Source organism: Pedobacter yulinensis, from assembly GCF_003029735.1.
GTDB lineage: Bacteria > Bacteroidota > Bacteroidia > Sphingobacteriales > Sphingobacteriaceae > Pedobacter > Pedobacter yulinensis.
The window spans coordinates 743,799-764,935 of the sequence record NZ_KZ686269.1 but is presented as its reverse complement, the minus strand read 5'-3'; the positions used below and the strand labels follow the sequence as shown (position 1 = coordinate 764,935).

Sequence of the window (21,137 nt, the reverse complement as noted above, 5' to 3'; positions counted from 1 at the left end):
GAAAAAATGATTTCCAACGATTTTTGTATAGGTGTAGATTTCGGTACCGACTCGGTGCGCTCCATCATTGTGGATGCGCACTCGGGTACCGAACTATCCAGTGCTGTTTACGTATATCCGCGCTGGGCTGACGGTCTTTATTGCGACCCCGCGCAAAACCAGTTCAGGCAGCATCCCCGCGATTACATCGAAGGCCTGGAACAGACCATAAAAAAATGTTTGCTGCAGGCCGGACCCACCGTTCAGAGCAACATCATGGCCATCTCGGTCGATACCACCGGCTCGACTCCTGTAGCGGTCGACGAGTCGGGCACGCCGCTGGCGCTGCTGCCCGCTTTCGAGAACAACCCGAACGCCATGTTCGTGCTCTGGAAAGACCATACGGCTGTTGCTGAGGCACTTGAAATTAACCAGCACGCCAGAACGCTTCGTCCAGATTTTACAGCCTATTCTGGCGGAATCTATTCTTCAGAATGGTTCTGGTCGAAACTGTTGCATGTGCTCAGGGAAGACCCCCAGGTACGCAATGCCTGTTACACCTGGGTAGAGCATTGCGATTGGGTGCCGTTCCTGCTCACCGGCGGCCGCAGTGCGGACCACCTGCGCCGGGGCGTTTGTGCCGCTGGGCATAAAGGTCTCTGGGCGGCTGAGCACGGCGGTTTTCCCCCAGATTCTTTCTTTTCTTCCCTTGATCCCCTGTTGAAGGGTTATGCCGCCGGCATGCAAAAAACCCTGTACACCTCAGACCAGGCGGCGGGCACGCTGTCTGAAGAATGGGCGCAGCGGCTCGGGCTTTCTGCCCGCGTAGTGGTGGGTATCGGCGCCATTGATGCACACATGGGTGCGGTAGGCGGGGAGATCGAACCCTATCACCTGAGTAAGGTGATCGGCACCTCGACCTGCGATATGCTCGTTGCGCCCGGCAATGAAGTCGGCGGAACGCTGGTTCGCGGTATCTGCGGACAGGTGCAGGGTTCCATCATACCCGGAATGATTGGCATGGAGGCGGGTCAGTCTGCCTTTGGCGATGCCTATGCCTGGTTCAAGAACCTGCTCACCTGGCCGCTGCAGCACCTGCTGGCCAAGGCCGAATCACTCGATGCGGGCCAGGCCAGAATGCTGATGCAGACACTCTCTGACCAGGTATTGTCAGAACTAAGCCGTCAGGCCGGCCAGATCGTGCCCGACGAACAGAGCGAGGTGGCCATAGACTGGCTGAACGGTCGCCGCACGCCAGACGCCAACCAATTGCTCAAAGCCGCAGTTAGCGGCCTGAGCCTGGCCAGCGACGCGCCGCGTATATTCCGGGCGCTGGTCGAGTCGACCTGTTTCGGGGCGCGCAAGATCAGCGACCGCTTTGTAGCCGAAGGCATACCCGTAAAAGGTTTGATCGGCGTGGGCGGCATTGCAAAAAAATCGCCTTTCGTCATGCAGATGCTTGCCGATGTGATGGGCATGCCGATCCGCATTCACCATTCCGAGCAGACCTGCGCATTGGGTGCCGCCATGTTCGCCGCTACGGCCGCGGGCATTTATCCACAGGTAGAAGAGGCCATGGCTGCGATGGGCAAGGGCTTCGATCTTGAATACAAACCCGATCCGCAGCGACAGGCTTTATACGACCAGCGGTTTAAAAAATATGAAGCGCTTTGCGCCTTTGCTGAAACACAAACACTTGAACCATAAAACCTTAAACAAATGAAGAACAACCGCAGATCCTTTTTAAGGAATGTAGCCATTGGCGGAATCGGCGTTGCTGCAGCCCCTTCGCTGCTTTTTAACGGCAGCGCCAATGCAGCAGAAGTCGCCGCCGGCAAGTCGGTGCTGCAGCGCAAAAGTAAAAGCGGCCGCGCTTACAACTCCGCATACTCAGGCGAGTTCAACAACAGAATCGCTTTTCCGATCGGCGGCATCGGGGCCGGCATGCTGGCCCTCGAGGGAACCGGTTCCATCTCCCATGTCTCCGTACGCCATAATCCCGAAATGTTTAACGAACCCGCCATGTTTGCGGCGATTTCGGTCAAAGGGCACAAAGACGGCGCAAGGGTTGTCGAGGGCATGGTGCCTGAATGGAAAAAATTCGGCGCCCGCGACTCCGGTCTTGGCGGCACGGGTGGTGCAACATGGGGCCTTCCCCGTTTTGAACGGGCCAGTTTCCAGGCCCGGTTCCCTTTCGGCGAGATTGCGCTCGAAGACGGCAGCATCCCGGTTAAAGCCAGCATTAAAGGCTGGAGCCCATTTGTTCCCAACGATGAAGACAGTGCCAGCCTTCCGGTTGGCGCCCTCGAATATACCTTTACCAACACAGGCAGCAAAACAGAAGAATACCTGTTCTCGTACAACAGCCGGAACTTTATGTGGCAGCCCGACACGCGAAATTATATTTCCGGGATCAACAATGGCTTTGTCCTGGCTGCCGAAGGCACCAAAAACGATCCGCATAAAAAAGGGGAGTTTGCCATTTTTACCGATGCCGAACAGGCGGTGGTGAATCATTGCTGGTTCAGGGGTGGCTGGTTCGACGGTCTGACCATGATCTGGAACACGATCAGCGAGGCCGAACCCAAAGCCGTTCCGCCGGTCGAAAAAGATGCCCCGGGTGCATCACTGTTCGTTCCGTTCACACTGAAACCCGGTCAGCAGAAAACCATACGCGTCATGATGGCCTGGTATGTACCCAGCACGAAACTGCGCATGGGGGTTGTCAATCCTGACGATCAGGCCAGGGTAGACAAAGATCCTGCCCTGCAATACTACCGGCCATGGTACAGCAGCCAGTTTAAGACCGTTCAGGAAGCGGCTGATTTCTGGAAGAAAAACTACACCAGCCTGTACAAAAAGACACGGCTGTTTACCGATACGTTTTACGATACAACGCTGCCCGACGAAGTAACCGAAGCTGTGGCGGCGAACCTGACCATACTCAAATCGCCAACCGTGATGCGGCAATATGACGGCAGGTTCTGGTGCTGGGAAGGCTGCGGCGATACCTGGGGCAGCTGCCATGGCTCATGCACACACGTCTGGAACTATGCACAGGCAGTATCCCACCTGTTCCCCAGGCTGGAACGCAGCCTGCGGGAAACCGAGTTCAACGAAAGCCAGAATGCCGAAGGCCACCAGATGTTCCGCTCGAACCTGCCGATTACCCCGGTTAAGCATGACTTCCATGCCGCAGCCGACGGGCAGCTTGGGGGCATCATGAAGGTACACCGCGAATGGCGCATCAGCGGTGATACGGCCTGGCTCAAAACCATGTATCCGAAGGTAAAACAGAGTTTCGACTACTGCAGCAAAACCTGGGACCCGAAAGGGAAAGGATTCGTGGAAGAACCGCACCACAATACCTACGACATTGAGTTCTGGGGACCAACCGGTTTCGCAACCAGCTTTTACCTGGGTGCCGCCCAGGCGCTGGTCGCCATGGGAAAAGCATTGCGGGCAGATGTAAAGAAATATGAGACGCTGCTTGCAAAGGGCCGCAGTTACATGGAGACTGACCTGTACGACGGCGAATATTTCATTCAGAAGATCCAGTGGAAAGGGCTGGAAGCACCCGACCCAACCAAGGCACAGTCGTTCCACACCCAATACACGCCAGAAGCGCTCGAAGTGCTGCAGCAGGAGGGACCAAAATACCAATACGGTACCGGATGCCTCTCTGACGGGGTTATGGGCGCCTGGATGTCGCGTGTTTGCGGCCTGAAAGATCCGTTTGACAGCGAGAAAATCAAAAGCCACCTGGTGGCCGTGCACAAACACAATTACAAGCCCGACCTCCGCGAGCATGCCAATCCGCAGCGCCCAACCTTTGCCATTGGCGAAGACGGCGGTCTGCTCTTGTGTTCCTGGCCCAAAGGCGGCATGCTGTCGCTGCCGTTTGTGTACAGCAATGAAGTGTGGACAGGTATTGAATACCAAGTAGCTTCGCACCTGATGTTGCTGGGCGAAGTGGAAAAAGGACTCGATATCGTCAGGGCCTGCCGGGACCGCTACGACGGCCGGGTCAGAAACCCGTACAACGAGTACGAATGCGGGCACTGGTACGCGCGGGCGCTTTCCAGTTACGCCATGCTGGAGGCATTGACGGGCGCACGATACGACGCGGTAGACAAAACGTTACATATCGATTCGAAAGTCGGGAACTTTACCAGCTTTTTAGCTACAAGTACCGGGTTTGGAACAGTAAGCCTGGAAAACGGTAAACCGAGCCTGAAAGTTGTTCACGGAACCATTCCCGTAAAAAAAGTAATGGTCGGCGGCCAGACGGCACGTCTTACCTAAAACCAAGCCTATGCATTAAACGAAGACCCCCAATACAGAACATTTCCGGGCAAGGCCCGGAAATGCAGATTAACGTTGCGGCAGTTACCACGTCCTGAGAAAACCGGTTTCTGCCCGGGCTTTCAACCTTAACCAAACAAATTTATGAAAAAAAATGTACGCAAAAGCCTGAAGCTTTTATGTGCCAGGTCCTTGCGTCCCTATGCTGCCGTGATCCTCTCGGGATGCATGATTCCCCTCACCAGCCACGCCAGCCTGAACAACCACCGCCCTGCAGCCTTTTCGGCTCGCAGCTTCCGCAATGTTGCCAGTTGGGTGCTCAAAGGGAAAGTAGTCGATGAAAACGGCGATGCCCTTGCAGGGGCCAGCGTGAGGGTCAAAAATTCAACCAGAAACATGGTTACCGATGTGAGCGGTAACTTCATTATCGAAATCGAGCAGGAAAGTGAAATCCTGGTCATTTCGTACGTGGGCTATAAAACAAAAGAACAGCTGGCAGGCACTTTGCGAACGGTAACCATCCGCCTGGAGCCCGATGAGGAAAATCAGAAACTGAACGAAGTGGTCGTTGTTGGGTTCGGAAAACAGAAAAAGGTTTCGGTAACGGGGGCCGTATCAGAAGCACCGATCAAGAACATTCAGCGCATCGCTACCCCGTCATTATCCAATGCGCTTGCCGGGAGCATGCCTGGTATTGTAACCAGGCAGGCATCCGGGGAGCCGGGCTTCGATGGCGGTCAGGTCTTTATACGCGGATTTGGCACCTGGGCAAACCGCAGCCCGCTGATCCTGGTCGATGGTGTTCAGCGCGACATCAATACCGTCAACGTCCAGGAAGTCGAAAGCCTGACGATGCTCAAAGATGCATCGGCAACCGCAGTTTACGGTGTACAGGGTGCCAACGGGGTTATCCTGATCACAACCAAACGCGGTGCGCTCGGCAAGCCGAAGGTCATTTTCAGAACTGAGACTGCCGCGCTGACGGCGATGCGCATGCCTGAGTACATCAACGGCGGCGAGTATGCCAGCCTGATCAATGAGGCGCGGGCAAACGTGGCCCTGCCGGCACGTTACACACCTGAAGAGATCCGGAAGTTTTATGATGGCTCTGACCCATACCTGTATCCGAATGTAGACTGGACCAACACCGTCCTGAAGAAAAATACCTGGCAAAGCCTGAACAACCTGGGTGTGAGCGGCGGCAACGAGATCGTCAAGTACTACACCAACGTAGGCTACACGATTCAGAACGGGATTTACCGGCAAGACCCGAGCAACATTTACAACAACAATGCACAACTGCAACGTTATAATTACCGCTCGAACGTCGACATCAATCTCTCTAAAACCCTGGCCATTGATCTCGGCGTTGGCGGGATCATCCAGCAGGGCAATTATCCGGGCAGATCTGCACCCGCTATTTTCGACGCGCTGAAAGTCACTTCGCCGATCAATTTCCCTGTTACAAACCCTGACGGCAGTATTGCCGGCAAAACAACTTCTTACCTGCAGAACAATCCTTATGGCTTTGTTACCCGCTCCGGTTATACCAGGCAGGACCGCAACACCATACAAGGCACTTTTGGCGCCAGGTGGGACCTCGGAAAGCTGCTTACCCAGGGATTGTCGCTGAACGGCCGTTTTGCTTATGACCATAGTTACGCAGCTTCTACAGACCGGTTTAAGGCTTACGCCATCAGGCAATACCTCGGAAAAGATGCGGCGGGCAAGGACATTTATGCCAGTCCGAACATCCGCGAGGAGCAGGCCATAGGTTATGGTCTCAATAACGGCGCCAGCCGGGCTATTTACCAGGAGGCGTCGGCCAATTACAACCGCGCATTCGGCAAACACACCCTGACCGGTCTGCTGCTATATAACCGACGGGAATACATTGACTTAACCGCATCCTCATCGATTAACAATTTACCATACCGCCGACAGGGAATTGCAGCCAGGGCAACCTATGCCTATGACAAACGGTACCTGGCCGAGTTTAACATGGGTTACAACGGGTCTGAGAATTTCCCTGACGGTAAACAGTACGGCTTCTTTCCGTCCGGATCGGTTGGCTGGGTGGTCAGCAATGAAAAATTCTGGAATCCGAAGGTCATCAACAACCTGAAAATTCGGGCTTCTTACGGGCAGGTTGGCAACGACGCGATCGGCGGCCGGCGCTTCCTTTTCCTGACAACGATCAACAAAGGGGGGCAGTCTACTTTCTTTGGCGACAACCAGGCATATTTTCAGGGGTATGACGAAGACCAGATCGGGAACGCAGACGTAACCTGGGAGGTTTCGAATAAAGCGAACCTGGGACTGGACCTCGAGCTCTTTAACGGTGCGATTACGCTGCAGGTAGATGCGTTCAAGGAAAAACGCAACGGGATCCTGATTCAACGGGGAGTCATTCCGCGGGTAACCGGCTTCTACCCATGGGCCATCCCCTATGCCAACCTTGGCGAGGCAAAAAATCATGGCCTAGACGGCATGCTTGAGTTTAAGCAGAACTTTGCCAGTTCGTTCTTCTACAACGTTCGCGGAACCTTTACCTATGCCCGCAGCATCCTGGTTAAAAACGATGATCCCATTCCTAAATACGATTACCAGTCTTTTATAGGCCAGCGGATAGACCAGCCCCTCGGCCTGGTGGCGCTTGGCTTCTTTAAAGATCAGGCCGAGATTGATGCAAGTCCGCAGCAAAAATATATGACGAACGTCAGGCCGGGCGACATCAAATACCAGGATACCAACGGCGACAACGTAATCGATGATTTTGACCGCGTACCGATCGGTTATGCGCGCACGCCTGAAATCGTTTATGGCGCAGGCGGTACCATCGGTTACAAAGGTTTCGAACTGGGCCTGTTCTTTACCGGCGCTGCAAACGTAAGCACCTTCGTAGACGGGCCTTCCATGTATCCGTTCCAAATGGGTGAGGGAACCTACAACATCCTGCGGGAGTATTACGACAACCGCTGGACACCCTCAAATCCTGAGGCAAGGTATCCGAGGGCATCGCCAATGGAAAACCCGAATAACAACCGCACCAATTCGCTTTACCTGAGAAACGGTGCCTACCTGCGCCTGAAAAGTGCCGAGGTGGCCTATGGCTTTAAAATTAGCGGCCTGCGCAGGTTTGGGCTCGAAAGCGTGCGCGCATTTGTAAATGGCATGAACCTGATTACCTGGGACCACATCAAGGTGATCGATCCTGAATCCAATTACGGTACAGGCGGCTATCCGTTGCAGCGGAGCATCAACGGCGGACTCCAGCTTACATTTTGACCCCCCAGCTGATGAAAAGGAATATTTACCACAGTTATCAACCTGTCAGAAAAGACATTATGAAACAACTAATCTATGGCTTCTTGTGCCTGATCCTACTTTCGTGCGGCCTGTCCTGCAAAAAGGATTACCTGAAAAAAGCACCGGATGAGGACCTGAACATTGACAAGGTGTTCAGCGAGCGGCGTTATGCCGAGGCATTTTTATCTTCGGCTTACAGCAATCTGCCCACCATGGCCAATGCGGCCGATGATGCCACGCGGAACCCCTTTACCGGTGCATCTGACGAAATGGAGATCACCTTCCTGGGTGCGTACTCGCACTTGCTGAATTCGGGTTCATGGAGTGCAGACTATTACTGGCCAGACATCTGGGGTTACATGTATGAGGGCGTTCGCAAGACAAATCTCTTCATTGACAACATCGACAAAGTGCCGATGGATGAAAAGGAAAAAATGAACTGGAAGGGCGAAGCGATCTTTCTACGTGCATACTATCATTTTATCATGGCCCGCATTCACGGACCAATTCCCATAGCTGACCATACCTACACACTGGAAGAAGACTTTACAAAAATTAAACGGGCACCCATAGACCAGGTTATCGCCTTTATAACGACCGAGTGTGACCGGGCAGCACCTATGCTGGACTACCAGGTAACCGCTGATAAGCTTGGTCGTGCCACCCGCGTGGCCTGCCTGGCCCTTAAGGCTCAAGCGCTGCTGTACATGGCCAGCCCGTTGTGGAACGGAAATCCTGATTACACCGGTTTGAAAAACAAAGATGGGGAAGCGCTGTTTCCGCAATTCAATGGCGAACGCTGGCGAAACGCCGCCAATGCGGCCAAAGCGGCTATTGATCAGAGCGAAGCCAACGGCTACGGGTTGTTTCGTGCCCCCGACAACGATCCGGTGAACAATTACCAGCAGCTTTTCCTGGCCCGCAACAACAAAGAGGTTCTGTTTGCGCGCAACCTTGCTGTTAATTCGCATTTCGAACGCTGTGCCAACCCTGTAGGGTATGGAGGTTTCTCAATCTTTTGCCCTACACAGGAACTGGTCGATGCTTATGAAATGGCCAACGGCCAACAGCCCATTACGGGTTACAATCCAGACGGCAGCCCCGTCGTAAACCCAGCTTCGGGTTACCAGGAAACCGGCTTTGCAGCAAGCGCGAGTTCAAAGAACTACCACCCGGCCGGCATAAGAAACATGTATGTAAACCGGGAGCCGCGTTTTTACGCCAGCATCAATTACAACGGTGCGATCTGGAAGGGCAGGGGTATTCAGTTCTGGTTTACCGGACTGGACGGCCGGCAGCGAACGGGTTCCGACTATTGCGTTTCAGGATACCTGCAGAAGAAATACGTGAACCCGACTTCAAACATCCCGGGTAACATCTTTTCGCTGAACACCTTCATTTATTTCCGCCTGGGCGAGTTGTACCTGAATTATGCCGAAGCGCTGAACGAGGCTGATGGTCCGGTGGCAGACGTGTATAAATACATGAACGCGATCCGTGACCGTTCCGGTCTGCCGGGTCTTCCCGCCGGACTTACCAAAGATGCCATGCGCGAACGCATCAGGCATGAAAGACAGATCGAACTGGCTTTTGAAGCGCACCGGTACTTTGATACACACCGCTGGAAAATTGCCGCGCAGGTGGATAACCGGGAAATACACGGCATGAACATCGGGGCCGGCACCAGCCTGACCGATGAAAACTACTACAAACGTGTGGTGATCGAAAAGCGGGTGTTTTTGGCGCCGAAGCATTACCTCTGGCCCATTCAGCAGGCAGAAATCAATAAAAACCAAAACCTCGTACAAAACGTAGGCTGGTAAATTTCCATAAGGCAGCTCATAGCCGGTTTGACCAGCGCAGCGGGGAGACACCCAGGCGCTGGTTTTTTGTTCTAACGCGGCGTAGCGAGGAAGGTCCCGCTGTACGAAGTCCCTGTCTACTGCTTCTGCAGCACGCACGTGATGCGTCGTGTTCGCTATTTCTGGTTCTTGGCTTCCCTCAACCATGCAGGACTTACATGGTTTTCACTCCGTTCAGCCTTGACGCCGGCGCAAAAAAAAGCCCGCCAGATCTCTCCGGCGGGCTTTGTGCGGTTTTAGCCAGGTTAGAACAATGTAAATTCTACCCTGCGGTTTTTCTGACGGCCTTCGGCAGTCTTGTTGCTGGCAATTGGCTGGTTTGGTCCGTAACCGGTTGCTTCAATCCGTGATGCGTTTGCACCCTGGCTTACCAGGTAAGCTTTTACTGATTCTGCACGCTCTTTAGAAAGGCGCAGGTTCAGTGCCATTGAACCGGTATTGTCTGTATGACCAGCCAGTTTCAGGCTGAAGTTCTTTTCAACGAGCAGGGCCGCAACACGGTTCAGCGTTGGATAAGAGCTTGAACGGATGGTTGCTTTACCCAGGTCAAACTCCAGGTTTCTGATCGCCTCGTCAACCACCTTGCGGTCGGCCTCAGTTACGATCACTTTTTCACGAACAACCGGTCTTGGTGTTTTCAGTGGGCATCCTGAACCATCTACAACCGTGTTGGCAGGTGTACCAGGGCATTTGTCAAATTTGTTGGCTACGCCGTCTCCATCCTCATCGCCCATGTCCTGCTCATATTTTTCCATGTCGCGGCGGCTTTGTGCTTCGTGTGCACTCAGCGACCGGCGCAGGTTTTCACTTTCGCGGCTCAGGCCGGGAATCGGGCTGTGGTTAGCCAGTTGCGGCTTGTCGCGACGGCCCAGGGCAACTTCCACACCCGCATACCCGTATGAGAAGTTATCATTTCCGCTGCCATAGTTGTAACCGTCAAAATTGTCACTTTTCACAAAGTTAACCTGGTAACCAAGGTCGATATTTACACCCCTCGATACAGCGATCTTGAAGCCGAGCGCAGCCGGAATAAACCAGTTTTCCTGGTATCCCTGATCAGCAACACCCAGGTTACGGGTGGTAGCGGCAGATGACATGTAACCGGCACCGGCAGCAACATAAGGAGAAAAAAGACTGCGGTCGTTCAGGATGCTGAAGTTAGCCAGGGTAACATTAGCCTTCAGCGCTGCCGACCATTCGATGTGGGTTTTAAACCGCGAATCTTCATAGGCAGGACCTGCAGGTAGACCAGCGGCACGAAGCCCTTCAACGTTACCGGCCAGGAAATCGGCCTGGAGTCCGAAGCTTGGCGTAAATTGTTTTTTCACAAAACCGCCGTAACCCCAGTTTTCGGTCGGTGTGTTAAAGTCGTTGGTTTTTCCCCTGAAAATGGTGTAAGGTGTCAGTACCCCTCCGTTTAGCCCGACAGACCAGGTGCGAAATTCGCGGGGTGTATTTTCTGAAGTCGTCGTTTCCTGTGCGTAAGACTGCGTTGCCAGTGCGCAAAGCGAAAGAATTACGGCTGATTTAGTAATTGTTTTCATATTTCTAGATCTTGTGTTCGTCCCGACCCCCAAGGCCTGAACTGTTGGGACCCGTATTGAAAAGACCTTGCCAACATTGTGCGGAAATGAAACAAACCCGTTACTTTCAGCGGTTTATCTGCCTTTTCCTGCAGACCAGCCTGATCATTCCGGCCTCAAAACACGTCCACTTTTCTGGACAAACGGACGAATCAGCACCCTTGAACTCTAGTAAAGATGTTTTCAGATCAAAAACAATTTGCTAATATTTTTAGTATATTTGAAAACAAATAGGTCGTTATGCAAAAAGACAAGCAGGTAATACATATGGACCTGGACTCGTTTTTCGTCTCGGTCGAGGTTAGGAAAAACCCGGCGCTCGCGGGCAAGCCCGTTATCATTGGCGGGAGTTCTGACAGGGGGGTAGTGGCATCCTGCAGTTATGAAGCCCGGAAATACGGTATTCACTCAGCCATGCCGTCGCGGCTGGCCAGGCAGCTTTGTCCGCAGGCCATTTTTGTAAAAGGCAGCATGGAAGAGTACAGCAAGGAGTCGCAGGTGGTAACCGGGGTCCTGAAAGAGCGTGTGCCCGTGCTGGAAAAAGCAAGCATCGACGAGCATTACATTGACATGACCGGAATGGACCGTTTCTTCGGGGCCATGAAATTTGCGTCCGGCCTTAAAGAAACCATTCTGAAAGAAACAGGGCTGCCGGTCTCTTTCGGGCTTTCTGTCAATAAAATGGTATCAAAGGTAGCGACCAATGAAAGTAAACCGAACGGACAGCTGCAGGTACCTTTCCCGCACGTGCAAACTTTTCTCGATCCGCTGATGATCAGCAAAATTCCCGGGCTGGGCGAGTCGACTTTTCGCAAGCTGAGCGAAATGGGCGTCAGGTATGTGCGCACACTGAAAGAAATTCCGCAGGAGCTGATGTTCAAGATTCTGGGTAAAAACGGCCTGAGTTTATCGCAGAAAGCCAACGGCATCGATCTTTCGCCGATCGTGCCATACCAGGAACGCAAGTCTATCGGCACGCAGCAGACCTTTGAGTCAGATACAATGGATATACCGAAGCTGAAAGCGCTCCTGGCCCGCATGGTGACCGAGTTAACGTTTGAGCTGCGCCAGCAACGCAAATTAACTGCGTGTATTACCGTCACGATCCGGTACAGCAATTTTGAAACGGTTACGCAACAAGCCATGATCCCTTATACCTCACTAGACTCACTGCTCATTGGCAAAGCGCGGGACCTGTTCGATAAAGTATATAAAAAACGTATGCTGCTGCGACTGGTGGGCGTGAAACTTTCCCACCTGGTTAGCGGACATGAGCAGATTGATCTGTACCATACGGCCGAGGAGCGGTACAGCCTCTACCAGGCCATGGACCGTGTCCGGGCGCGCTACGGCATGAACAGCCTTGTCCTGGCCACCGCGCTTGATATGCCGGGCCGTAAATAAGTCTACCATGTTCCTGAACGTACATTCTCAATACAGCCTGCGTTACGGCATCATGGACATTGAAGACCTGGTGCAGGAGGCGAAATTGCACGGCATCGGGGCCTTCGCACTGACAGACATCAACAACGCTACGGGCGCCCTGCGTTTCATCAGGCGCTGCGCCAAACTGGCCCGGGGCACGGCACAAACTGAAAAAGAAGACTTCGAGCCTGCCTATCAGCTTAAGCCCATTACCGGGATCGATTTCCGCGCCGATAACAACTGCCGCTATGTCGGCATTGCGCGCAGCAGGGAAGGCATGCGACAGTTAAACAGCCACCTCACCGATTACCAGCTGCGCGGGGAACCATTCGGTAGCCGTGCTCCGGTGCTGAGCGAAGTTTTTATCATTTATCCCTTCCGCCAGGCGCCCGCCGACCTGCTTGCACATGAATACGTCGGCATTCGGGCAGACGAACTGAACCAACTCTACGGCAAACTCAACGCAGAACTGAAATCGAAACTGGTGTGCTGGCAACCCGTAACCGTTCGCGACAAGTACGACTACCGGCTGCATGAGTACCTGCGGGCCATTGATTGCAATACTTTGCTTGCAAAGGTAGACGATACCCGGAAGTGCCGCCCCGACGAGCGGTTTATGACAGCGGAAAAACTGGCCGCCAGTTATGCCAGCTATCCCTTTATCTGCGAAAACACCCGCCGGCTGGTAGATAACTGTGACCTGTCTGGCTACCTGGAAGAACCGAAGGCGAAAAATAAAAAACACTTTACCGGGAGTGCCGAAGACGACCGTTCACTGCTCAGAAAACTTACCTACGAAGCCTTCCCGTACCGTTATGCCGCCGACGACAGGGAAGCACGGGCCCGCGTTGAAAAAGAGCTCGCTGTGATCGAGAAACTGGAGTTCGTTTCGTACTTCCTGATCGTTTATGACATGATCCGTTTTTCGACCTCACGCGGGTTCTACCACGTTGGCCGGGGCTCCGGCGCAAACAGCATCGTTGCATATTGCCTGAAGATCACCGATGTTGACCCCATGGACCTGGACCTGTACTTCGAGCGATTCCTGAATGAACAACGCAGCAGTCCGCCCGATTTTGATATTGACTACGCCTGGAATGAGCGCGAAGAGGTACAGCGGTACATGTTCGGGAAATATGGTTCTGAGCACGTAGCGCTGCTGGGAACCATGAGCACCTTCGGCGACCGGGCCGTTATCCGGGAAATCGGTAAGGTCCTGGGCCTGCCCAAGTCTGAAATAGATGAATTCAGCGACCCGGCGCGGTCCGGACTGCACAGGGAAAATGCGATGTTCCAACGCATCATGCGGGTGTATGAACGGTTGCGCAAAATGCCCAACCAGCGTTCCATCCACTCAGGGGGCATCATCATTTCTGAGGAGCCCCTGAGTTATTACACGGCGCTTGATCTGCCACCCAAAGGTCTGCCAACCGTGCAGTGGGACATGTATGAGGCCGAGGAGATCGGTTTTGAAAAATTCGACGTGCTGAGCCAGCGCGGAATCGGGCACATTCGCGAAGCAGTAGAGCTGGTCAGGGAAAACCGGCAGCAAACAGTCGATATCCACAACTTCAAGTCGTTCAAACAGGATCCGCTGCTCAATGCAAACCTGCGCAACGCACAGGCCATCGGCTGTTTCTATATCGAATCGCCGGCCATGCGGCAGCTGCTCGGCAAACTGAATTGCAGCGATTACCTGACCCTGGTAGCCGCCAGTTCGATCATCAGGCCGGGAGTGGCGGGCTCTGGCATGATGAAGACCTATATCGAGAATTACCACAATCCGGAAGGGGTTAAATACTTACATCCGGTTATGGAAACGCATCTGAAGGAGACTTTTGGCGTCATGGTATACCAGGAAGATGTGATCAAAATCTGCCATCATTTTGCCGGCCTTGACCTGTCCGATTCTGATGTGCTGCGCAGGGCCATGAGTGGAAAGTTCCGCTCAGAGAAAGAGTTTGCAAAACTCGTGCAGCGCTTCTTTGACAGCGCCCGCCGGCTGGGCCGTGATGAAAGCACCATTACCGAGGTCTGGCGACAGGTCTCATCTTTTGCCGGCTTCAGTTTTTCAAAAGCACACTCGGCGTCGTTTGCCGTAGAAAGTTACCAGAGCCTGTACCTGAAAACATATTTCCCGAAAGAATTCATGGTAGCCGTTCTCAACAATTACGGGGGCTTTTACCCACGCTGGGTGTATGTGCACGAACTGAAGAAAACCGGCGCGCGCGTGCATTTACCCTGCGTTAACCAGAGCGAAATTCAGGTCAGTATAACCGGGAACGATGTCTGGCTTGGCTTCGCAGGGATTCAGGGCCTGGAAAAAAAAGTGGCCTGTTCCATCGTGGAACAGCGCACAGCCGGCGGAAAGTTTCGTAACCTGGGCGATTTTCTGAAGCGCAGCCAGACCGGCCTTGAGCAGGCGCTGATCCTGGCCAGGCTCGGGGCTCTGCGGTTTACCGGCCGAACCAAGAAAGAACTACTCTGGGACATTCACGATTTTTTGGGCCATAGACCGCAAATGAGCAAGGTCCCCGAACTGTTCGAACTGGCAAAAAAAACATTCACCTTACCCGAGCTCGAGCATTCAGAACTGGAAGATGCCTACAATGAGCTTGAATTGCTGGGTTATCCGCTCGGCGTCGACATGTTCAGCCTGTTAAAGACCAGCTACCGCGGCGATGTGCCGGCTGCCCGGCTGCGCGAAAAAATAGGGCAGACGGTAAAAATGGTGGGCAATTATGTATGTGAAAAACCCGTTCGCATGCGCAATAACGGAAAAATGTGGTTTGGTACCTTCCTGGACGCTGCCGGCGATTTTTTCGATACGGTACATTTTCCCGGCGCCTCGAACGGTTATCCGTTCCGGGGGCGGGGTTGTTACCTGATTCTTGGCAAGGTCATCGCAGATTTCGGTGTACCATCGGTCGAGGTGCAGCAGTTTGCCAAACTTGATATCCGCCTTAACCCGGCAGCAGCCGGTTAAGTCTGCGTTAGAAAACTGCGATCCCAATCTTTCCAGACCGGTTCGTAGCCGCGTTTCCTGATCATCTCAGCAATCTCGGCCGGACTCCGCTCGTCTGAAATTTCGAACTGCCCGAGCTCCTGTGCGGGGGCGGTATAACCGCCCGGGCTTGTACGGGAGCCGGCACTGATGCTGGTCACGCCAAGCCCGATCACATGATCCCTGAAACGCTGTTCCTCCCGGGTGGAAAGTGAGATTTCCAGTTCAGAGCTGAACAACCGCCAGGCGCAGATCAGCTGCACCAGTTCCCGGTCACTCATGTGTGTGTCGAACGTCAAAGGGCTGGGTTGCCCTTCCAGTTCAATAGGACGCAGCCGCGGAAAGGAAACCGAAAACCGGGTCTGCCAATAGGTTTTCTCCAGGTACCGCAGGTGCAGGGCGGTGAAAAAACAATCTGTTCGCCAGTCTTCAAGGCCGATCAGCGTGCCCAGGCCAATGCGGTGCACGTTTGCTTTGCCTAAGCGGTCGGGCGTTTCGAGCCGGTAATTGAAATTGGACTTCTTTCCTTTAGGATGGTGTTTGCGGTAATTATCCCGGTGGTAAGTTTCCTGGTAAACAAGCACGGCATGCAAACCTTCGGGTATAAGTACTTCATAGTCAGATTGGTCAAGCGGCTGCACTTCCATAGACAGTTGAGAAAAATGCGGCTTGAGCAGCCGAAGGGCTCGCTGCAGATAATCCACGCCAACAGTCAGGTTTGCCTCGCCGGTAACCAGCAGCACATGTTCATAGCCCATTTGCCTGATCACGGCGGCCTCAGCGAGGATACCCGCAGCATCGAGCGTTTTTCGGGGTATCTTGTTGTCCAGGCTGAACGCGCAATACGTGCAAATATTCTGGCAGGCATTGCTCAGGTAGAGGGGCACGTACATCTGGATGGTACGGCCGAAGCGCTGACGCGTTAACTCCTGGCTTTGCCGGGCCATTTCTTCGAGGTAGGGGGCCGCGGCCGGCGAGATCAGCGCCTTGAAATCTTCAAGCGAGCGTTTGCTGCGGGCCAGCGCCCGCTCCACATCATTTGCCGTTTTGCCGAGGATACTCACTTTGACTTCTTCCCAGTTGTACGAATCAAAAAGTGCTGTGAACATGGCCAAAATTAATGGTTAAGAAAAGCGGTTAAAGGACTGCTGGCTTCAGCGGCGCGGTTTATGGCTGGCAGCTCGGCTTCATAGGCCATCCGGCCGGCTTCCACGGCGAGCCGGAATGCAGCTGCCATACCCGCTGGATCGCCGCTTGCCGCGATCGCTGTATTGACGAGAACCGCGTCTGCACCGATCTCCATGGCCCGGGCGGCGTGCGAGGGCGCACCAATTCCCGCATCAACAATGACCGGCACCCGGCTCTGTTCAATGATGATCTCAAGAAAGTCAAGTGTCTTCAACCCTTTGTTCGTGCCGATCGGGGCGCCGAGCGGCATGACCGCGGCCGTTCCGGCCTCCTCGAGCTGTTTGCAAAGCACCGGGTCCGCATGGATGTAGGGCAAGACAATAAAACCCAGCCTGGCCAGGGCCTCTGTAGCCTTCAGCGTTTCTACCGCGTCAGGGAGCAGGTACTTCTGGTCAGGGTGTATTTCCAGTTTGAGCCAGTTTGTTTCCAGTGCCTCCCGGGCCAGCTCTGCAGCAAAGATTGCCTCGCGTGCATTCCTTGCGCCCGATGTGTTGGGCAGCAGGCTGATGCCCGGATGGTCAAGGGAACGGATCATTTCGTCGTTTTCTCCGGACCCGATGCGTTTCAAGGCGACCGTTACCAATTCAGATCCCGAAGCCAGCACAGCCTGTTCCATAAGCGCGGTACTGCCAAATTTGCCCGTACCCAGGAACAGGCGCGAACCAAATGATTTTCCAGCTATCGTTAATATTGACATGTCAGTAATTCGTTTATTATGTTGATTGTTTGACGCTTATCTTTCGAACGGCTCAACAGTCCCGACACTGCTACACCAGCAATACCGCTTGCCGCAAGCGCTGGGAGGTCGGCCAGTGTGATTCCGCCGATTGCATAAATGGGTATGACCGTCCCGGCCGAGCCCAGCGCCTTAAGCATTCTTTGATACCCCTCCAGCCCGAGGATGGGACTGAGTTTTGCTTTTGTGGTGGTATAAGCAAAGGGACCTAAACCAATGTAGTCGCAGCCTTCTGCCACACGCTGCAGAACGTCTTCGAGGGTATTGGCTGTGCCGCCAATGATCTTGCCGGTGCCAAGCCGCATGCGCGCTGTACCCACCGCCACGTCTGACAGGCCAAGATGCACACCGTCTGCACCTGTTTCAAAGGCGAGTTCAGGGTGGTCATTGACAATAAAGGTAGCGCCGTACCCGGAGCAAAGCTGCCTTACCTGTTCGGCCAGACGTCTACGCTCATCTTCACCTCCGTTTTTGTGCCGGAGCTGTATCCAGCCGCATCCTGCGTCCAGTACCTCGGTTATATGGCGCAGCTGTTCTTTGTTTGTTTCGCCCTGCGAAATGTATTGTACTCTATTCATCGTGGTAAGCAAGCAGGCCCGGGTGACTGGCCAGGCGTTTTTCGGTATAGTGTTTAGCGGTGCTGCAGGCGTTTTGCAGATCCAGTCCACGGGCCAGGCCGGCTGCAACGGCGCTTGAAAAAATACAGCCAGACCCGTGCTTTGGCCAGAGCCTTGTTTCCCCTGGTAAAAAAGTAGCCCTGAGTTCACCGTCCTGGAACAGGTAGTCAGTGCCGCGGCTGGCCTCCAGATGCCCGCCTTTAAGCAATACGGCCGTGTGTCTGGAGAGCGATGCCGCTGCATGGAAAGGATCTGCTGTGGCAGATAGGGCGCAGGCTTCGCCGGCATTTGGTGTAAGCAGGGTCATTCGGCTTAAAACAGCGGCAATTTCGTCCCGCCCGGGCAGTTCAAAGAGCGTAAAGCCAGAACTGCTTTGAAGCACCGGGTCCCAGACCAGCCGTAGACCAGGCTTCAGCGCGTGAAGCGCTTCCAGCAGCGCGGCCAGCAGGGGCATGTCCCGCACCAGCCCGATCTTCACTGTCCCAACCCTGCAAGCCGCCAGCAAGGGCGTTACCTGCGCCAGAATCTGGGCCAGCGACAGCCAGTTAACTGAAATAACGGTCGCTGGCGTTTGCACCGTAAGGGCAGACAATGCGGCCAGGCCCTGGCAGTGCAGCTGCTCGAATGTCTTGACATCGGCAAGTACACCCGCACCGCCGCTGGGATCGTAACCGGCTATACTGATGACCAGGGGTCTTTCTTGTTCCATGTTTCTTGTATACTTAAATAAGCTGCGACGGGATCGCCGGCCTGCCAGATGCTGCCAAGCACCGCAATGCTTGCAAATCCCCTGTGCAGCAGCTCGCTGCAGTTGTTTCCGGTTATCCCGCCAATGGCCACCATTCTGATCTGCGGCAGAGGCGGTGCCGAGACCTGGTTGCCGCCTGCACCGTACCCCGGCTTGGAAATGCTCTGAAATACCGGACCAAAGAATGCATAGCTGTATTGGTGCCCGGGTGGCAGGCCGGTGTCGCCTGCATGAACAGAGGTCGAATACACAATGTCAGGCTCGAAACGGCTTCGGCTATGCCTTGCCTCTGTACGGTCATGCAGCCTGCGGGTACCCGCTTGTTCAGCCAGGTCGTGGTGCTGGTGCAGGGCAACCCGGTTCCTGAACTCCGGCCTGATACCCGCCAGATAGGCCAGCTGCCCCGACCTGGACAGACCGGGCTTACGCAGGTGGAAGTATTCCATGCCCGCAGCGAACATCTGGTTTACCTGGGCGAGTTCGTTGTGAACCAAATCCGGATGCGAGACAACGACTAGCATTACAGGTAAATTTCGCTGCCCTGCTTTTTAAACGCTTCGGCCTTTTCGAAAAGTCCGGCCGCGGCAGAATCCCGTATTTCCTGAGTAATCTTCATGGAGCAGAACTTGGGCCCGCACATGGAACAGAAGTGTGCCACTTTAGCCCCTTCAGCCGGGAGTGTTTCGTCGTGGTATTCGCGGGCTGTATCCGGATCCAGCGAGAGGTTGAACTGGTCTTCCCACCTGAATTCGAAACGTGCCTTACTCAGGGCATTGTCGCGGTATTGTGCACCCGGATGGCCCTTTGCCAGGTCTGCGGCATGCGCGGCAAGCTTATAGGTAATGACGCCGTCTTTAACATCTTTGCGATTTGGCAGTCCGAGGTGCTCTTTGGGGGTTACATAACAAAGCATGGCCGTACCGAACCAACCGATCATCGCCGCGCCGATGGCCGAGGTAATGTGGTCGTAACCGGGCGCTATATCGGTGGTGAGCGGGCCGAGTGTATAGAAGGGCGCTTCTTTACAGGTAGCCAGCTGCTTGTCCATGTTTTCTTTGATCAGGTGCATGGGCACATGGCCGGGTCCTTCAACCATAACCTGCACATCATGTTCCCAGGCAAGCGTGGTAAGCTCGCCAAGCGTTTCGAGTTCGGCAAACTGCGCCGCATCGTTGGCATCGGCAATGGAGCCGGGGCGAAGACCGTCTCCGAGCGAGAAAGCTACATCGTACGCTTTCATGATCTCGCAGATCTCCCCGAAATGCGTATACAGGAAGTTTTCCTGGTGATGGGCCAGGCACCATTTCGCCATGATGCTGCCCCCGCGCGAGACAATTCCGGTGAGCCGGTTTGCCGTAAGCGGAATGTAACGCAGCAGCACGCCGGCATGAATGGTGAAATACGATACACCCTGTTCGGCTTGTTCGATGAGCGTATCGCGGAAAATCTCCCAGTTCAGGTCCTCTGCCTTGCCGTTTACCTTCTCAAGCGCCTGGTAAATAGGGACCGTACCGATCGGAACCGGCGAGTTGCGGATGATCCACTCACGGGTCTCATGAATATTCTTACCGGTAGAAAGATCCATGATCGTGTCGGCACCCCAACGGCAGGCCCAGACCGCTTTTTCCACTTCCTCCTCTATAGATGAGGTCACGGCGCTGTTGCCGATATTTGCGTTTATTTTGACCAGGAAGTTCCGGCCTATGATCATGGGTTCGCTTTCAGGATGATTGATGTTGTTTGGGATAATGGCCCTGCCCGCAGCAATTTCCTGGCGCACAAATTCAGGAGTAATTGACCCCACTGGGGTGTTTGCGCCGAAACTGTGTCCCTGGTGCTGGTGCAAAAGCTGTCCCGTCGCGCGCTGTTCTTCCAAACGCTGGTTTTCCCTGATGGCCACGTACTCCATTTCCGCCGTAATGATACCCCGCTTTGCATAGTGCATCTGGGTAACATTTGCGCCCGCGGCGGCACGGAGCGGCCTGGAAACATGGGTAAACCGCAGGGCATCCAGGCTGGAATCGGCAGCGCGCTCACGACCGTAGGCAGAGCTGATGCCCGGAAGCATCTCGACATCGCCCCGCGACAAAATCCATGATTCGCGCAGCTTCGGCAAGCCGGCGCGGATATTAATGGCGGCAGCGGCATCGGTATAGGGCCCGCTCGAGTCATACACCGTTACCGGCTCGTTGGGTTCGGTTTGCCCGTTACTGAGCCGGGTAGGGCTCAGGATAATTTCGCGCATGGCCACGCGGATGTCGGGAAACAGGGTTCCCGGTACATGAATTTTCCGTGAACCGGACACCGGTCCGGTCGAGATGCCTGCCGTTTCGGGCACCTGGTCTTCTTTGCGTGTTGTACGCATGCTGTTTTGTTGCATG

General features: G+C 54.3%; 13 protein-coding genes. 6 read left to right on the top strand and 7 right to left on the bottom strand.

What is annotated here, in order from left to right:
• Window positions 1–6 precede the first annotated feature (6 nt).
• From C7T94_RS10630 to C7T94_RS10615, 4 genes are all read left to right on the top strand, one after another.
• Window positions 7–1,686, top strand: a complete 1,680-nt coding sequence (locus tag C7T94_RS10630) for a ribulokinase (protein WP_107215322.1) — start codon at window positions 7–9, stop codon at window positions 1,684–1,686.
• Between the two features lie 12 nt (window positions 1,687–1,698).
• Window positions 1,699–4,284: a GH116 family glycosyl hydrolase gene (locus C7T94_RS10625; protein WP_107215321.1), complete on the top strand. Its 2,586-nt coding sequence runs from the start codon at window positions 1,699–1,701 to the stop codon at window positions 4,282–4,284.
• Window positions 4,285–4,428: 144 nt separating this feature from the next.
• Window positions 4,429–7,572 carry a SusC/RagA family TonB-linked outer membrane protein gene (locus C7T94_RS10620; RefSeq protein ID WP_239494988.1) on the top strand — a complete coding sequence of 1,048 codons (3,144 nt, stop codon included), beginning with the start codon at window positions 4,429–4,431 and terminating at the stop codon, window positions 7,570–7,572.
• A 59-nt stretch (window positions 7,573–7,631) separates the two neighbouring features.
• A complete protein-coding gene (locus C7T94_RS10615; RefSeq protein WP_107216061.1) occupies window positions 7,632–9,416 on the top strand; it encodes a RagB/SusD family nutrient uptake outer membrane protein in 1,785 nt (594 codons plus the stop codon).
• Between the two features lie 284 nt (window positions 9,417–9,700).
• On the opposite strand, the gene C7T94_RS10610 is transcribed toward C7T94_RS10615, so the two are convergent.
• Window positions 9,701–10,999, bottom strand: a complete 1,299-nt coding sequence (locus tag C7T94_RS10610; protein WP_107215320.1) for an OmpA family protein — start codon at window positions 10,997–10,999, stop codon at window positions 9,701–9,703.
• 279 nt (window positions 11,000–11,278) lie between these two features.
• Here C7T94_RS10610 and dinB point away from each other — a divergent pair, with 279 nt between their 5' ends.
• Together dinB and C7T94_RS10600 are read left to right on the top strand one after the other, a co-directional pair.
• On the top strand, window positions 11,279–12,442 hold the full coding sequence (gene dinB / locus C7T94_RS10605; protein WP_107215319.1) for a DNA polymerase IV: 1,164 nt from the start codon (window positions 11,279–11,281) through the stop codon (window positions 12,440–12,442).
• A 7-nt stretch (window positions 12,443–12,449) separates the two neighbouring features.
• On the top strand, window positions 12,450–15,449 hold the full coding sequence (locus C7T94_RS10600) for a DNA polymerase III subunit alpha (RefSeq protein WP_107215318.1): 3,000 nt from the start codon (window positions 12,450–12,452) through the stop codon (window positions 15,447–15,449).
• Here the strand turns inward: C7T94_RS10600 and thiH are convergent.
• From thiH to thiC, 6 genes are read right to left on the bottom strand one after another with little or no spacing between them, the layout of a single operon-like run.
• Window positions 15,446–16,576, bottom strand: coding sequence for a 2-iminoacetate synthase ThiH (gene thiH, locus C7T94_RS10595; protein WP_107215317.1), 1,131 nt, complete (start codon window positions 16,574–16,576; stop codon window positions 15,446–15,448). The two genes, C7T94_RS10600 and thiH, sit on opposite strands and share 4 nt — an antisense overlap.
• 8 nt (window positions 16,577–16,584) lie before the next feature.
• A complete protein-coding gene (locus C7T94_RS10590; protein ID WP_107215316.1) occupies window positions 16,585–17,352 on the bottom strand; it encodes a thiazole synthase in 768 nt (255 codons plus the stop codon).
• Entirely contained in the window at window positions 17,340–17,969 is a 630-nt protein-coding gene (thiE, locus tag C7T94_RS10585) for a thiamine phosphate synthase (RefSeq protein WP_107215315.1), read from the bottom strand. Before thiE ends, C7T94_RS10590 begins: the two co-directional genes overlap by 13 nt.
• Entirely contained in the window at window positions 17,962–18,717 is a 756-nt protein-coding gene (locus C7T94_RS10580; RefSeq protein ID WP_107215314.1) for a hydroxymethylpyrimidine/phosphomethylpyrimidine kinase, read from the bottom strand. Before C7T94_RS10580 ends, thiE begins: the two co-directional genes overlap by 8 nt.
• The gene (locus C7T94_RS10575) at window positions 18,684–19,277 is read right to left on the bottom strand and encodes a thiamine phosphate synthase (RefSeq protein WP_107215313.1); all 594 of its coding nucleotides are present in this window, start codon (window positions 19,275–19,277) and stop codon (window positions 18,684–18,686) included. Before C7T94_RS10575 ends, C7T94_RS10580 begins: the two co-directional genes overlap by 34 nt.
• Entirely contained in the window at window positions 19,277–21,121 is a 1,845-nt protein-coding gene (gene thiC, locus C7T94_RS10570; protein ID WP_107216060.1) for a phosphomethylpyrimidine synthase ThiC, read from the bottom strand. Before thiC ends, C7T94_RS10575 begins: the two co-directional genes overlap by 1 nt.
• Window positions 21,122–21,137 lie beyond the last annotated feature (16 nt).